Annotated in this window: 20 protein-coding genes; 12 read left to right on the top strand and 8 right to left on the bottom strand. The window is 48.1% G+C overall.

What is annotated here, in order from left to right; all coding sequences use genetic code 11:
- Positions 1-4: 4 nt before the first annotated feature.
- From flgN to flgA, 3 genes are all read right to left on the bottom strand, one after another.
- Positions 5-439, bottom strand: coding sequence for a flagellar export chaperone FlgN (gene flgN, locus AC2204_RS02085; RefSeq protein WP_318923711.1), 435 nt, complete (start codon positions 437-439; stop codon positions 5-7).
- 8 nt (positions 440-447) lie between these two features.
- A complete protein-coding gene (flgM, locus tag AC2204_RS02080; protein ID WP_318923710.1) occupies positions 448-729 on the bottom strand; it encodes a flagellar biosynthesis anti-sigma factor FlgM in 282 nt (93 codons plus the stop codon).
- Between the two features lie 68 nt (positions 730-797).
- Complete coding sequence (gene flgA, locus AC2204_RS02075; RefSeq protein ID WP_318923708.1) at positions 798-1,448, bottom strand: flagellar basal body P-ring formation chaperone FlgA; 651 nt, start codon at positions 1,446-1,448, stop codon at positions 798-800.
- A gap of 208 nt (positions 1,449-1,656) precedes the next feature.
- On the opposite strand from flgA, the gene flgB reads away from it, so the two are divergent.
- From flgB to AC2204_RS02015, 12 genes are all read left to right on the top strand, one after another.
- Positions 1,657-2,019: a flagellar basal body rod protein FlgB gene (gene flgB / locus AC2204_RS02070; protein ID WP_318923707.1), complete on the top strand. Its 363-nt coding sequence runs from the start codon at positions 1,657-1,659 to the stop codon at positions 2,017-2,019.
- Positions 2,020-2,023: 4 nt separating this feature from the next.
- Positions 2,024-2,458: a flagellar basal body rod protein FlgC gene (flgC, locus tag AC2204_RS02065; protein ID WP_318923706.1), complete on the top strand. Its 435-nt coding sequence runs from the start codon at positions 2,024-2,026 to the stop codon at positions 2,456-2,458.
- Complete coding sequence (gene flgD, locus AC2204_RS02060) at positions 2,455-3,147, top strand: flagellar hook assembly protein FlgD (RefSeq protein ID WP_318923705.1); 693 nt, start codon at positions 2,455-2,457, stop codon at positions 3,145-3,147. Before flgC ends, flgD begins: the two co-directional genes overlap by 4 nt.
- A 26-nt stretch (positions 3,148-3,173) precedes the next feature.
- On the top strand, positions 3,174-4,382 hold the full coding sequence (gene flgE / locus AC2204_RS02055) for a flagellar hook protein FlgE (RefSeq protein WP_318923703.1): 1,209 nt from the start codon (positions 3,174-3,176) through the stop codon (positions 4,380-4,382).
- A gap of 11 nt (positions 4,383-4,393) precedes the next feature.
- A complete protein-coding gene (gene flgF, locus AC2204_RS02050) occupies positions 4,394-5,125 on the top strand; it encodes a flagellar basal-body rod protein FlgF (protein ID WP_318923702.1) in 732 nt (243 codons plus the stop codon).
- A 14-nt stretch (positions 5,126-5,139) separates the two neighbouring features.
- A complete protein-coding gene (gene flgG / locus AC2204_RS02045; protein WP_318923701.1) occupies positions 5,140-5,925 on the top strand; it encodes a flagellar basal-body rod protein FlgG in 786 nt (261 codons plus the stop codon).
- 10 nt (positions 5,926-5,935) lie between these two features.
- A complete protein-coding gene (gene flgH / locus AC2204_RS02040) occupies positions 5,936-6,610 on the top strand; it encodes a flagellar basal body L-ring protein FlgH (protein ID WP_318923699.1) in 675 nt (224 codons plus the stop codon).
- 65 nt (positions 6,611-6,675) lie between these two features.
- Positions 6,676-7,761, top strand: coding sequence for a flagellar basal body P-ring protein FlgI (locus AC2204_RS02035; RefSeq protein ID WP_318923934.1), 1,086 nt, complete (start codon positions 6,676-6,678; stop codon positions 7,759-7,761).
- 9 nt (positions 7,762-7,770) lie between these two features.
- Complete coding sequence (locus AC2204_RS02030; RefSeq protein WP_318923697.1) at positions 7,771-8,319, top strand: rod-binding protein; 549 nt, start codon at positions 7,771-7,773, stop codon at positions 8,317-8,319.
- Between the two features lie 5 nt (positions 8,320-8,324).
- Positions 8,325-9,698: a flagellar hook-associated protein FlgK gene (gene flgK / locus AC2204_RS02025; protein WP_318923696.1), complete on the top strand. Its 1,374-nt coding sequence runs from the start codon at positions 8,325-8,327 to the stop codon at positions 9,696-9,698.
- A 9-nt stretch (positions 9,699-9,707) separates the two neighbouring features.
- A complete protein-coding gene (gene flgL / locus AC2204_RS02020; protein WP_318923694.1) occupies positions 9,708-10,604 on the top strand; it encodes a flagellar hook-associated protein FlgL in 897 nt (298 codons plus the stop codon).
- 15 nt (positions 10,605-10,619) lie between these two features.
- The gene (locus tag AC2204_RS02015) at positions 10,620-11,675 is read left to right on the top strand and encodes a flagellin (protein ID WP_318923692.1); all 1,056 of its coding nucleotides are present in this window, start codon (positions 10,620-10,622) and stop codon (positions 11,673-11,675) included.
- 98 nt (positions 11,676-11,773) lie between these two features.
- On the opposite strand, the gene AC2204_RS02010 is transcribed toward AC2204_RS02015, so the two are convergent.
- The 5 genes from AC2204_RS02010 to AC2204_RS01990 form a co-directional block, all read right to left on the bottom strand.
- Positions 11,774-12,067 carry a hypothetical protein gene (locus AC2204_RS02010; protein WP_318923690.1) on the bottom strand — a complete coding sequence of 98 codons (294 nt, stop codon included), beginning with the start codon at positions 12,065-12,067 and terminating at the stop codon, positions 11,774-11,776.
- Between the two features lie 117 nt (positions 12,068-12,184).
- Positions 12,185-13,180: a flagellar motor protein MotB gene (locus AC2204_RS02005; protein WP_318923689.1), complete on the bottom strand. Its 996-nt coding sequence runs from the start codon at positions 13,178-13,180 to the stop codon at positions 12,185-12,187.
- Positions 13,180-14,037: a flagellar motor stator protein MotA gene (gene motA, locus AC2204_RS02000; protein ID WP_318923688.1), complete on the bottom strand. Its 858-nt coding sequence runs from the start codon at positions 14,035-14,037 to the stop codon at positions 13,180-13,182. Before motA ends, AC2204_RS02005 begins: the two co-directional genes overlap by 1 nt.
- A 9-nt stretch (positions 14,038-14,046) precedes the next feature.
- Positions 14,047-14,775 (bottom strand): FliA/WhiG family RNA polymerase sigma factor, encoded by a 729-nt coding sequence (locus AC2204_RS01995; protein ID WP_318923687.1) that lies wholly within the window; start codon positions 14,773-14,775, stop codon positions 14,047-14,049.
- Positions 14,776-14,786: 11 nt separating this feature from the next.
- Entirely contained in the window at positions 14,787-15,269 is a 483-nt protein-coding gene (locus tag AC2204_RS01990; RefSeq protein ID WP_318923686.1) for a flagellar basal body-associated FliL family protein, read from the bottom strand.
- Positions 15,270-15,278: the final 9 nt, after the last annotated feature.

The following is a 15,278-nucleotide window of genomic DNA, read 5'->3' as shown; positions in this document are numbered from 1 at the left end:
GGGCTTAGCTTTGCATCAGTTGGCCAGCACCATAGCTCTCCTCTTGTTGCAGCTGTTGCAGCACCTCACTGTAGGATGCTGAAATGTGGCCATTAAGCTGATTGAGTTGCTGGCAAGATCTCACCCGAGCTTCCAGTGTGTACCAACACTCGTTCATTTGTTGCTTCAGCTGGCCGGGTAATACATTGAACAGTGTTGTTATACCTTGTTTCGAATTGCTAAGGCCAAGCTGCTGCATGAGCAAACTGCGTTGCTGCGCACTTTTATGCAATTGGTCAATTAAAGGCTGCTGTTGCTCCGTCAGCGCACCGAGCGCTTCGCCATTAAAATCGATGTAGCTGGCCTGCTGCTTCACCATTAAACGATAAAGCAGCTGGTAGTGACGGGTATCATTCTGGATGCCTTGTATCACTAACTTAATTGCTTGGTGTCTGTTCATTGTAGTATTCACTCGTGACCGGTATGGAAGCGCATCACGGCACTAGAAAGTGCACCAATATCCAGGTCGAGTTCACCACGAGCCAGTGCTTGTTTGACCGATTCCACTTTGGCCATATCAACATCTGGCAACGTGTTCATCTCTGCTTGAGCTTGAGATATCAGCGTTGTATCAATACGGGGGTTGGGTTTTACTTTGCCTTTGGACTCGTTTGTTTCCGGTGCTTTTGGCTCAGAGTGGTTAGCCTGAGTCGCCTGAACCTGAGAGCCGAATACTTTATCTATCTTCATTGCCTGATCCTGCTGCATCATCGCGAAAAATATCATTACTTTATTAAAACGACAGGTAAAGAAAAATATTAAAAAATAGTTTCTACTTTTCCGCGGCTGGCGACGATTGTACGAATGATCTTCGATGAACTGCTATTGCGGACATCGATTTGTTCGCCTTTCACCCCGTTATCCTGAGCGATCCCTTTCATACTGGCTTGCATGCCGTTTTTGCTGGCGATAATGACGACTTCATCCCCTTTTTCTACCAGCCACAGTTGCTGTAGCTGTGCGGGATTAATGAGCTGACCAGAACGAATTCTTCGTTTGACCCGTTTGCCAATGACGTCGCTAAATTGTGTAGTGAATGTTTTGGCCTTGGTTAAGTGTAACTCCTGCATTCTTAGCATCGAGGCAGTAATTTTGGTCTTCCTGTTGATCGTGGTTGTTGCCACGACAACAGGTAGCCTAATGGCGGCTCTGATGGTGGCATTCAGCACCCACGTCTGATCTTGGCTATTGCATTCAACCTGTCTTTTCAGGTTGCCGACCGGCATGCTTTGTTGATCACTGGCTGTGATGATCAGAGGTACCTGGCAGAGTGGTAAATACTTAGCCGTTAGCGGTATGGTGATATCAAGGTTAGTACTGAGATCTTGCCAGCGGTGCCGCTCGGCGTAGAGTTGAATTTCTAGCGTAATCTGCTCTTTCAGAAACTGCGTGAGCTTTTTTGTATCCATTTTTGCTTCTGAGGCATAAGCGGAGGTACAGAGAAAAAGCCCAATAGTTACCAGCCATCCCGCCCATTTCCCATGTTTCCGTGTTGCTTCCGACTGGCGGAAGTTCCGCTTCCGTTTTGGTTTGTAAATCATTGAAAAGTAACACCTAAATTTATGGCATGTATTTTGTATATTGTTGTTCATGCAGCCTGATATAAAGGAAGAGTGAATGGCAATCAGTTTTGACAATGCGCTTGGTGTTCATCCTGAAGCGCTTAATTTCAGGGTTCAGCGAACTAAGGTATTAGCCAGTAACTTAGCAAATGTTGATACCCCAGGGTATCTCGCTAAAGATTTGAATTTTCAAACAGTGATGAAAAACACGGGATTAAAAAAAGTTAACCAGTCAGTACCTGAGTTAATGGTCGCGACCAAGTACCGCATACCGTACCAGAACTCGAAGGATGGTAACACTGTGGAGCTAGGAGTTGAACAGGCTAAGTTTGCTCAGAACAACATGGATTTTCAAACCAGCCTGACTTTCATGAAGATGAAATTCAGCGGGCTGGCTAAAGCGATAGAGGGGCGTTAACGATATGTCATTTACTGATATTTATTCGATTGCAGGTTCAGCCATGACCGCACAGACAGTACGTCTGAATACCGTGGCGAGTAACCTGGCCAATGCGGATGCAGTTTCAGCCAATCCGGATGATGCCTATAAGGCACTAAAACCGGTTTTCGCGACGGTTTACAGTAAAACTCAGCTGTCAGCCGATCAGGATGTTTACCCAAATGCTGAAGTGAGGATTGTGGATGTGGTTCAGAGCAGTGGCGATGCCGACAAACGTTTTGAGCCGCACAATCCACTGTCCAATGATGAGGGGTATGTCTACTACCCGAATATTGATGTTGTGGCAGAAATGGCCGACATGATGTCAGCAACCCGAAGTTTTGAAACCAATGTTGAAGTGCTGAGCAATGTCAAAAGCATGCAGCAAGGGTTGTTAAGACTGGGGGAAGGTAGATGAGTCTTGCACAGTTTACCGCGCTAAGTGCGGATAATCTCGTTACGGGCTCATCAGCAACGGCGACGTCGGCGAATCAGGTTCAGTCCAATCCGGCTGACATGAACAGTGGTAGTTCACTGAAAAATGAGTTCATCACGTTGATGGTGGCGCAGATCCAGAATCAGGATCCTCTGAACCCGCTAGACGGCACGGAATATGTCGGTCAGTTAGCTCAGTTTTCTCAGGTAGAAAGCACCGAAAACATGACCAAGCTGATGCAGAACAGCATGGTATTGCTGGATAACATGCAGGTGTTGTCAACTGCCGGGCTGGTGGGACAAACCGTTTATGTCAGTACGAATGAATTTGAACTGTCAGAGCAACCGCTGAAAGGCAAAATTGAATTAGATCATTCTTCCAGTCAGGTCACCGTGCTGATTAAAGATGAGTACGGACAAACTACCCGTATGCCGCTTGGTGCACGCAGTAAGGGCGATGTGGACTTTACGGTGGATCCTGAAGCGCTTGGGCTGAAACCGGGTAATTACACTGTTTCTGTTGAGCTAGAGAAGGGTCAGGCACAGCCAAATATGCAGTTGGCCGGAGAGGTAACACAAGTTCGGGTACCCAGTAATGGTGGTGCAGCACTGGTTAATATCGCCGGTGTAGGCAGTGTTCCGTTTTATCAGATTAGTCAGTTTGGTAGCTAACCAAACGTTATAGCACAGAGGGTTTTATGAGTTTTGATATCGCACTAAGTGGTCTGGATGCCACGAATATTCAGTTAAATACCATCAGTAACAACATTGCAAACGTATCAACATCTGGCTTTAAAGAGTCTCGTACCGAATTCTCGGCGGTGTATAACGGCATGCAGGCGGGCGGGGTGGAAGTTGCTTCCATTTCTCAAAACTTTGACAAGAACGGCTCTATTACCGGTACCGGCCGATCGCTTGATTTAGCAATAAACGGCAGCGGTTTTTTTGTGGCCAAAGATAGCCAGGGGCAGACGCTATACACCCGCTCCGGTGTGTTTGGTACCGACAAGAATAACAATATCGTTAGTAATTCTGGCCTGAAGCTCCAGGGCTATGCGGTTGACGGTAACAACACTCTTCAGACTGGCTCAGTCAGCGACTTGAAAATCAGTACTTCATCGCTGGCCGCTAAAGCGACCGACAGTATTGATTTTGTTGCTAACTTTGATGCGCGTCTCGAGGTACCGACTACAGCAGCATTTGCTGCCGATGATCCAACGTCGTTTAACTCTTCATACACCTCTAAAGTGTATGACTCTTTGGGTAATCCTCATACCGTAACCCAGTATTTTGTCAAAACAGATCCTGTTACTAATCCTAATGAATGGAAAGTACATATAGAGGTTGATGGTAAACCGACGACTCCGACGGCAACAGAGGCCACGGTGAGTTTCAATACCGATGGCACGCTGGCCTCGCCAGCGACACCTGTCAACATTGCATTCAACCCCGCAGGTGCGGACGCGATGAGCGTAGATTTGAGCCTTAATGGTACCACGCAGTTTGGTGCCGATTTTGGTGTCAGCACCAACAGCCCTAATGGCTATTCATCCGGTGAACTGGCTGGCGTGCGTGTTGAAGATAATGGCATGGTGTTCGCGACGTATACCAATGGCCAGTCACAACTTCAGGGGCAGGTTATTCTGGCTGATTTTGCCAATGAGCAGGGGTTGGTAAAAATGAGCAATAGCGCCTGGATGCAGAGCTACAGTTCAGGTGCTCCGATCACCGGCTCTCCGGGTACCGGCACATTGGGTGGATTAACCCCAGGTGCATTGGAAGGTTCGAATGTTGATTTGACCAGTGAGCTGGTTAGCCTGATGACGGCACAGCGTAATTATCAAGCCAATGCCAAAACCATTTCGACCTCTGATCAGTTAACTCAAGCATTATTCAATGCGGTGTAAAGGGCTGAATAATGGATAGTTTGCTTTATACCGCAACCAGTGGCGCCAGCCGAGTGATGATGGCCCAGCATGTGCGTTCCAATAACCTATCAAATGCGGATACCACAGGCTTTCGTGCTGATTTAGAGCGCGTGCAAAGCTACGCTCTGCAAGGTGCCGGTTTTGACGGTCGAACCATGGTCGTTACCAATTCGGCATCGACGCGCTTTGACTCCGGTGACGTGATAAAAACCGGTCGTAGCCTCGATGTTGCCATCAACGGCGAAGGTTTCTTTACCGTACAGACCCCAACCGGTGATGAAGCTTATACCCGCGCCGGTAACTTCAAAGCGGATCAACAGGGCAACCTGACCGTTAATGGTTTTCCGGTGATGGCTGACGGCGAACCGATTGTATTGCCTGATTACCAGAGCCTGGATATTAGTGATAAAGGTTTGATCACCGTTGTACCGCCTGGTGGTGGCGCAGAGATCGAAGTCGGTCAGCTCAAGCTAGTAAAGCCTGATTTAACTGAACTGCAAAAAGAAACTACAGGTTTGCTGCATTCGCGTGATGGTGGTGCATTTGAAGCCGATCCGACCGTTGCCATTGCAGCAGAACACCTTGAAGGCAGTAACGTTTCCGCTATCGATGAGCTGGTTAATGTTATGTCATTGACCCGTAACTTTGAGATGCAGGTACGGATGATGAAAACTGCAGAAACCCTGGCTCAGACGGGTAATCGTCTGCTTCGTGATCGTTAACAAGGAGAAAAACAATGCATTCAGCGTTATGGGTAAGTAAAACGGGCATGGCAGCTCAGGATACCAAGATGACCGCCATTTCGAACAACCTGGCGAATGTGAACACCGTTGGTTTTAAGCGGGATCGGGTTGTCTTTGAAGACCTGTTTTATAGCATCCAGCGTCAGCCTGGCGCGCAGGTCGACCAGGTCAATCAATTACCTAGCGGTGTTCAGCTAGGTAGCGGTGTACGCGTTGTTGGAACCCAGAAAGTTTTTACTCAGGGTAATTCGCAGAATACCAGCCAAGATCTGGATCTGGCAGTCATGGGGGCAGGATTCTTCCAGATTGAAAACTCAGATGGCGAGATCATGTACAGCCGTAATGGCCAGTTTCATGTTAACTCAGAAGGGTTAATGGTCAACACTCAGGGTTTGCCGCTGATACCGCAAATTCAGATCCCGGAAGATGCAACGCATCTGTCGATAGGGGTCGATGGCACGGTTACATCCGTCAGCGCAGGGGATCCGCAACCGCAAGAATTAGGTCAGATCACCCTCGCCAAGTTTATTAATCCGGCGGGCCTGGAAGCCCTCGGCGGAAACTTGTTCCGAGAGACTGAAGCCAGTGGTCAGGCCGACGAGCTAGTGGCAGGATTGGATGGTGCAGGCAGTATTAAGCAAGGCGCTCTGGAAGGTTCGAATGTGCAGGTTGTCGAAGAAATGGTGGATATGATCACCACTCAGCGCGCCTATGAAATGAATGCCAAAGTTGTCTCTGCCGCCGATGATATGCTGAAGTTTGTCGCCCAGTCGCTGTAAGGACGAATCTATGAAGTCGCTAATTCCTTCGTCATTAATTTTGTTATCAGTGCTGTTGTCAGGGTGCTCAATGCGCCCTGAATTTCTCGCGCCAGAACCTAATGATGAAGCCTATGCTCCGCCAGAGCTGGATTATTCGTTGCCAGAAGCAACTGATGGCAGCCTGTACCGCCATCAATACATGATGACGCTGTTTCAGGATCGACGTGCCTACCGAGTGGGTGACGTATTGACCATATTACTGAATGAAGAAACCCAGTCGAGCAAGAAAGCCAATACCAAGTATGGTAAAGAATCATCTCTCAACTTTGGGGCACCGACATTCGGTAACAAGGTTTATGACGATTTAGCGGTGGGTGTTGATGCTGATCGTGGCTTTGACGGTTCTGCTGCAAGTTCTCAGGGTAATAAACTGGAAGGGGCGATTACGGTCACAGTCCATGAAGTGTTACCCAATGGCGTGCTGAGGATCCGCGGCGAGAAATGGATTCGCTTAAATCAGGGCGATGAATTTATTCGCCTGACAGGGATTGTGCGGGTGGATGATGTCGACAGGCGTAATCGAGTGTCATCGCTGCGAATAGGCGATGCTCGCATCACCTATTCTGGCCGGGGAGCCCTGGCTGACAGTAATGCATCTGGCTGGCTTACTCAGTTCTTCAACAGCCCATGGATACCATTCTGATGAAATTGATTAATGTAATGTTATTAATGGTGTTGTCACTTAAAAGAGTGCTGCTTGCAGTCGCGATGGTGGGGGGGGCAACACTGGCATCGACAGCTCAGGCCGAAACTCCGACGGCGATTATGGATCTGGTGGATGTGCAAGGGATCCGTAGTAACCAGCTGGTTGGGTATGGTCTTGTGGTCGGTCTGGACGGTACTGGCGACCGTAATCAGGTCAAATTTACCAGTCAGTCGATCACCAATATGCTGCGTCAGTTTGGTGTTCAAATTGGTGATGGCGCCGATCCTAAGCTAAAGAATGTCGCTTCGGTGAGTGTCACGGCCTATGCGCGCCCGATGGCGGGCACAGGACAAGAACTCAACATTGTCGTTTCCTCTATTGGTGATGCCAAAAGCCTTCGTGGTGGTACGTTGCTGATGACGCCGCTACGCGGTATTGATGGTGAAGTTTATGCTGTCGCCCAGGGTAATGTTGTGGTTGGCGGGGCTAAGGCGGAAGGACGCAGTGGCTCAAAAATTACGATTAACACCCCAACCACAGGGCGAATTCCAAATGGAGCAACGCTGGAACGCGAAATTCCTTCTGACTTCAATGACAAGCCTCAGATCACCCTTAATTTACGTCAGCCTAGCTTCACGACTGCCAAGAATATTGCCCGGGTGATTAACGCTACCTTCGGACCGAATGTGGCGATTGCTATCAATCAGGGACGGGTGAAATTAAGTGCACCAGGAGATACCCAGCAGCGGGTCACCTTCATGTCGATGCTGGAAGATCTTAAAGTGGTTGAAGGTCGTAAACCCGCTCGCGTGGTGTTTAATTCGCGCACAGGCACTGTGGTTGTCGGCAAGAATGTTCAGGTCAGTGAAGCCGCTGTTAGTCACGGAAATCTGACAGTTACTATCCGTGAAAATGACCAAGTCAGCCAGCCAAATGCGTTCAGTGAAGGTGAAACGACGGTGGTAAACAATTCGAGCGTTGATATCAATCAGGAGTCAGCACAAATGTATATCTGGCCCGAAGGAACGGAACTCAACACTATTGTCGATGCGGTGAACAGCCTGGGGGCGACACCGGATGATCTGATGTCGATTTTACAGGCTTTGCATGAGGCCGGCGCCCTGAATGCTGAACTGGTTGTGATTTAAGGAGGTACGATGAAAATTGATAGTAATGGCGGCAACAATACCTTGCTTTATCACGACAATAACGCGCTCTCGAGCATTAAGTTCGATGCCGACAAAGAGCAGGCGCTGGAGACCGTTGCCGGGCAGTTTGAAGCCATGTTTCTGCAAATGGTATTACGCCAAATGCGAAGCAGTAGTGACGTGCTTGCGCCAGAAGACAACCCCTTTTCCAGCAAAGAGCAGGGGGTCTATCGTGATTTTTATGATGGTCAGCTCGCGATGGAACTCGCAAAAAAACAGCGCAGTGGTATCGCAGACATGTTGATCAAACAATTAAGCCCTAATCATGAGGGAGCTGTTGATTCCGAGATTATGGCCGCAAACGAAGCTGCCGCTGAGCCCAAGTTAATACGGCAGAAATCGGGCGTTGAGGCGGATATGGTAAATGCCGTTCGCCCACTTAATGAACCGAGTGATTTGGCCGCCTATGACAAAAGAGAGTCTTTTAAAGACACTTACCAAGAAGCAATGAGTACCGTTGCTTTCCAGCAACCGCTGAACCGTAAGATGGAGCTTTAATACCGATGAGCTTAATTAACATTGCATTAAGTGGCCTCAATGCAAACAAAGCGGCGCTTGATGTAACCGCGCAGAATGTCGCAAATGTTAACACTCCTGGTTACAGTCGCCAGCAGGCGCTAACGTCAGCATTAGGGCCGGGGAGCAACTCGCGCTACAGTGCGGGCAATGGCGTTGAAGTGACCAGTATCCGCCGGATAGCAGATGAATATCTGGTTAAGCAGACCTGGGCAACCAAGAGCCAGGCGGCTTATTCCGCCCGTAACCTGACGAGCATGAGCCAGCTGGAAAACATGTTGGGTGCCGACGGTTTCAGCCTTTCTGCTGGGCTAGATACCTTGTTCGCCGCGCTGAATGATGCGTCAATCAAGCCGGAATCTATTCCGTTGCGCCAGCAGATCATAAATGAATCTGAAGCCTTGTCCCGTCGTTTTAACACCTTGACGGAATCGCTTCATGCCCAGCACAAAGATATCAGTGATCAACGGGTGGCGGCGACAGAACACGCCAACAGCTTGCTGAGCAACATTGCCGATGTAAACCAGAAGATTGCTGAGATGGCAGGTACTGGCGGCAATTCCACCCAGTTACTTGATGCCCGCGATGAACTGATAGGCCAGCTGTCTGAGGTGATTGATATCAAAACCACCAGTCAGCCAGATGGAAGTTTGCAGGTCACGCTGGCATCGGGCCAGCCGTTAGTTCTGGGTAGTGAAGCGGCACAGCTCAAAGTCATCCCCGATGTAAATGACCCCTACCTGGCAGATATTCAGGTGAATATTTCCGGTCAGAGCTTTGCTGCCAGCCGCAATATTGGCGGCACATTGGGTGCGATTAATGATTATCAGGTCACGACTTTAAAACCTTACCAGAATGCATTGAATGACATGGCTGTCGCGCTGGCGGATACCTTCAATAATACTTTAGCGGGGGGGCAAGATCTGAATGCTAACCCGGGTTCTCCGTTATTCAGTTATGATCCCGCCAACCCCGCAGCCAGTCTGACTATCACCGCTCTTACGCCGGAAGAGCTGGCGTTATCGTCAGATGGAAACCCGGGCAACAGTGATGTGCTTAAAGATCTGATTGGTATCAGTAATCAGGCATTCGCGATTACCGGGTTTGGTAATGCGACACTCAATGACACTTTTTCGTCCATGGTCGGGGAAACGGCGATTAAAACCCGTCAGGCGACATCGGACTGGAAAGCCACGGAAAGCCTGAAGCTGCAGGCTGTTGCCACGCGAGATAACCTCAGTGCCGTCAACAGTGATGAAGAAGCGGCTAACCTGATGGTGTTTGCCAATGCCTATCAGGCCAACATGAAAGTGATCAGTACGGCTAATCAGCTGTTCGATACGGTTCTAACATTATTCTAAGGTGATGAGATGAGAGTCAGTGACACCCAATTCAGTCAGATGATGCTGCGCAGCCTGCAAATGAATAATGCCGGGCTGGGGGAAGTATTACAGCAAATGTCGACTGGTGATCGCTTAACTAAGTTATCTGATGATCCGATTGATTCGATCAAATTGCTTAACTTAGAGCGTGAAGGCAGTGCCATTAATCAGTATCAGGCCAATATTCGTAACCTGAAAACAGTATTATCGAGCCAGGAAGCATACTTAGACCGGGCGAATGAAAGCTTGAAAAGTAGCCGTGACCTGGTGTTGTGGGGATCGAACGGTACCCTAAGCGATGATGACCGAACCGGTATTGTCAGCGAGCTGGAGAACCTGAAAGAGTCATTAGTCGCCACCTTTAATGCGCAAGATGAAGAAGGCCATTATCTGTTCTCAGGAACGAAAACGAATGCCCCGGCAGTCACCAAGTCAGGCGCAGATTATGTCGTTGATGGCAACGCTGATAAACGTTCAGTGACAGTTGCAAAAGGGGTCACTATGGAGGCTAATTTCACCGCACAAGAAATATTGGATATTGGTGGTGATAACGTAGTGAACCAGCTCGATAAATTGATTGCTGAGTTTAACAACCCGAGCGCGAACTTCCAGGTTGAAGTCGCAAATACACTGGCCGCGATAGATAAGACATCGGGTAACGTATTAGGGGCGATGACGACAACGGGTGGACGTTATAACAACCTCGATTTACTTGAAAGCAGTCACAGCGAAAACAAGTTGTTTGTCGACAAGGTAACGGGGGATCTGGAAGCATTGGATTACGGTGAAGCTTCTGTTCGCTTAACCAATTACATGAGCGCGCTACAAGCGACTCAGGCAAGCTATGTAAAAATTAATGATTTATCTTTATTTAACCGACTGTAATGGGATGGAAATGCGATGGTTAATTCGACGGTAGAAGTCAGGCCGCAAGGCGTTAGACTGCCTGGTAACGAGAAGGCATCCATTGCGCCCTCATACAGCGCTGAAAAAACGACCAATAATCCGCACTCTGTGTCAGTCAATAATGCCTCCTTACCTAAGGGGGCATATTCTGTTTCGAAGGCCCTGCTGGCAAAAGGACAGCAACAGGTTACTGTGGTTCAGATTGCCCAGCAGGCGATCCATAAAGTAGGCAGTGAGCTGCAGTCGATGAAGCGGGTGCTGACCCAGACTTTACACTCACCGGGTGATCCGTCGTTATCAAATTCAAATCAGGCAAAGCAGTTAATCCAGCAACAGACTAACATCAAAAGCTGGCTGCAAAGCGCAGTATCAGATGGCGTAAGGGTTCTCGATTCCCAACTTCGTATACAGGTAGATCGAGAACCCGAGCGTAGTTTTATGATCCCGGGGTTGGACTTAACGCGTCAGCGCCATCAGGATGAGCAAATTCGGCTCGATTTCCCGAACAGTGGCACTGCTTTAATTACATTAAATAGTCAACGCGACGACCAGCAACTGGCAAGTCAGATTGATCGTTCTCTGGTGCCGTTAGGCATTAGAGCCTCGTTGGGAAGTAACGGTGAATTACTCTTTAAGGCGAAAGAGTCTGATTTTTCTCAGATGAGCCAGCAAGTGATGGTGACTGGCCAAGGCCACCGTTATCCAGCGGGTCAGCCAAATATGATAAAGCTTAAGCCAGAGCCGGAAGGTATAGAGGATTTATCCATCAACCTCAGCAGTCGGGATAATATCCGACGCACGATCAGCAAGGTGACTCAAGGCCTGCGCCAGGTTCAGCAAAGCATTGATGAGATAAAAGTGTATCAAACAGAATTCGCCCGACAGGTGACGCAAATTAAAGCTCAAATCAACGTTGACGATATTGCGGCCATTGAAGGCAAAATCAGTTCACTTACCTCGGCAGTGAACACTAACTTCACCGCCACCTATCAAGCCGTTTCAGCGCAGGCCAACGTGCATCGTCATACGGTGGTGGCACTGCTTAAATGAGTTAAATTGCGACATATATAGAGTAAAGTCTAAGCGCCTCAGTGGCGCTTTTTTAATGTCGGTAAAAGAAGGCTGGGAATGGATGCCTGACTGTAAGTTTATGCCAGCAGAAAGAAGAAATATAAGAAAAAGATAAACGCCAGCAGAGTTGCCGATAAGGTCGGGTAAATGATGTAGTTATCATCGTGTCGCTTAGCGCGTTGAAAGCAAAAATAGGTGAGCAAGCCATTATAGAACACCAGCATAGAGCTGATAGCCGTGCCCGCTTTTAATGTCAGGCTTGATAGCTGTAGCAGGAAAAAAGCCAGCAGGGCGTAATCAACAATGATTAGCCACAAAAAAATCTTTTGTAGGCTATCGGCTTTTCGTGTTCTGACCTGCTGTTTAGACATGTTTGACCTTTCAGTAACATGAAGTCGTTCGACATAGCCTTATGAATAAGAAAGCCTCGTTAAGCAACTTACTGTATTTATCTGTTTATTTCAGGGTGAATTCTGCTTTGAATCTAATTATGAATTTACTGCCGTAGCTTGTACTTTTTGCTTAATTTGTTGTGGCTGACCAGCCACCTCACGCCTCAGTACCGGTTGATTAAACGCGGCTTGTTGTCGAGCTTTATCAAGGGCGTTATCGGCTTTTCCACCAAACAGTGCATCAAGTATCTGAGCGGCAGGTGTTGTGAGTACAAATAGTTCAATGCGGCGGTTTTCGCTGGCGTCAGGCGCCGCTGAATTTAATAGTGCTCGGTTAGACATGCCGGCGACTTGCAATACCCGCTTTTCTGGCATGCCGCCTGCAATCAGAGTTTGGCGGGCAATATTAGCGCGAGAGGCAGAGAGTTCCCAGTTAGACTTATTGCTAAAGCGGCTTTTGTAGGGAATGGAATCAGTATGGCCACTGATTATGAGCTGATTGTGGATCTTGCGAAAAACCGGCGCAATAGCTAACAGCAGATCTTCAAAGAAAGGGGTTAGCTCGTTACCGCCACGTCTGAACATATTCTGTTTATAATTATCTTGCAGAATGATACGTAAGCCTTGCGGCGTGACGTCGACCATCACATTACCATCAGCCGAGACTTGCTTGGCCATTTCTTCAACCACTTTAGCCAGCACCGTCAGTTGCTCCTGAGTTTCGAACGAACCGGGGATCAACGCATCGCTTTCTGCCCCATCGCCATTGCCATCAAAGAAAGAGCTGACGGTCACGGCGGCATTATGCGAACTTAAATCAGACGCATCGCCGCCGAAATCAATAGGGGATAAGCTTTGCGAGGTATCGAAAGGATTGCCTGAGCCTTCATCAAAAATGCTTGAGCTGTTGAGATAAGCGACGATTGCTCGCCGCTCTTTTTGATCGACAACCTCCATTAACCACAGGACGAGGAATAACGCCATCAGAGCAATCATAAAATCAGCAAAAGCGACCTTCCATGCTCCTCCATGGGAACCATGGTCGTGACGCTTCTTTGAACGTTTAAATATGACTTGCTCTTGTTTTTGCATTATCCCTCCTGTTCCGCTAACCATTTCTCCATTTCGTTGAATGAAGGCTTAATGTCTAACTGAATGTGTTTTCTACCGGCATCAATGGCTAGTAATGTTGGTTTTTTGGCGACATAGGCAACCAGTGTGGCGCGTACACATTCAAAGGCTGACATGTCACGTTTAACGCGCTGTGCCATGGCGTTACTTGCCGGATCAAGAATGCAGTAACAGCCGAAAATACCCAAAAATGTTCCTACCAGGGCGGCGGCAACGTGATAGCCAATTAGCGCAATTGAACCATCTATGGATTGCATGGTAATAATGATACCCATTACCGCAGCAAGAATACCGAAACCCGGTAAGGCTTCTGATGTACGTTGCATCGAACGTGAAGGCAACAGAAGGTCTTCTTCAATGGCCATAATTTCTTGTTCAAGCAGCCCCTCTAATTCATAAGGCGACATTTGTCCCATTGCCATTAAACGCAAATTGTCGGTGATGAACGAAACAATGTGGTGATCTTGGATGAGTTGCGGAAATCGATTGAATAATTCGCTGTTTTGGGGGTCTTCAATATGACGATCGAGCGCCTTGAAGCCGCTGCTACGAATAGTTTCTAGCAGGATCTGTAATAATGCCATCAGCTCCATATAATAGACTTGCTCATCATTACGAGTGGAGAGGATCCGGCGGAACTGACCACGCATTTCCTTTAATACGTGGGGCGGGTTGCCGATAATTGTCGAGCCAATTGTAGCCCCGGCAATGATCAACATTTCTGCGGGCTGCCAGATAGCGACCAGATCACCGCCGGCCCAAACGTAACCGCCGAAGACACACAGAATAATAACGATGGCACCAATGAACTTTTGCATCTGTTGCTCCTAGCTTGAAAGATAGTGATTGAGTTGCTTGAGTGCCTGTTTATGAAGTTGGCACACTCTGGGCGGGGTAAGGTTAAGAACCAGAGCAATTTCATGCAGGTTCATTTCATGCTGATAAAATAGAGTGAGCAGCAACTGTTCACGTTTCTTTAATTTTGTGAGAGTGGCTGCCAGTGTTCGCTTAATTTGCTCGTGGTTGATGCTGTCAGCATGGCTGCTCATCACTAAGTCACTGCCGTTCTCAAGTAATTGATCCAGGCTCTGCATTTCACTGGCCATGCTGGCATTAAGCCGTTGGTAATAATCGGCCTGATCGGTCCCTAGTGCGTTAATGATTTCAGCTTCGCTAGGCTGGCGGCCAAGCTTTTTCACCAGATCCCGAGTGATGTCATTCAGTTCATGTGCCTGTTGGCGGGTCTGACGAGAGCGCCAGTCCAGCCGGCGCAGCTCATCAAGAATGGCACCGCGGATCCGACATACCGCAAAAGAAGGAAATTGTGGGTCTTCGACATTCTGATAACGTCGAGCCGCTTCCAGTAATCCGAGCAAACCAATTTGTTGCATATCTTCAATACTACAGTGGTGGTTGGCATGGATGCGCAGCTGGTTCACTACCCGCTTGACCAGTATCAAGTGTTTACGAACCAGTAAATCCTCATTAAATGAGGATTGGACTGGCGTGACTTCCGGTTCAGTGGAATATTGATCCGCGGGATTCATCTCTAGCATAATTACTTACCTCACTGAACCACGTATTTAGTCAGCAATACATCGTCAATCATGTGGGAAAAGTTGGTATTAACGAAGGCTGTAACTAAGGTCTCCCTCACTTCTTCCTGTAACGCATCAATGGTTGGTTGGCTCTGTAGTTGTTCATAGGTTTTATTGCTGAATAACCTAAGCAGCGCATTACGGACTACCGGCATATAGTTGTCGATGTCTTTAATTTTCTCAGGCTGGCGAGTTTTCAGTGCCAGTTCCAGCATGACAAAGTGGGTCTGACGCTCGCCTTTTACACTAAAGACCAATTTATCCAATGAATGGAAACTTGATTGTGCTGACTGTTTCGGCTCTGTAAAAGGAAGCGTGGTGGAAAAGTCTGACATTTCTAGATTGTTGTGATTTTTCATATACCAGACTCCCCCCACGAAGGTTGCACCAGATACAACAATACTGGTTAGGATCACGGCGACACAAATTAAGGCAAGATTACGTTTAGTCATTAACCAGAC

It is taken from the genome of Photobacterium sp., from assembly GCF_057456235.1.
Note: the sequence above shows the minus strand (reverse complement) of the source record. Positions and strands in the feature narration are given on the sequence as shown.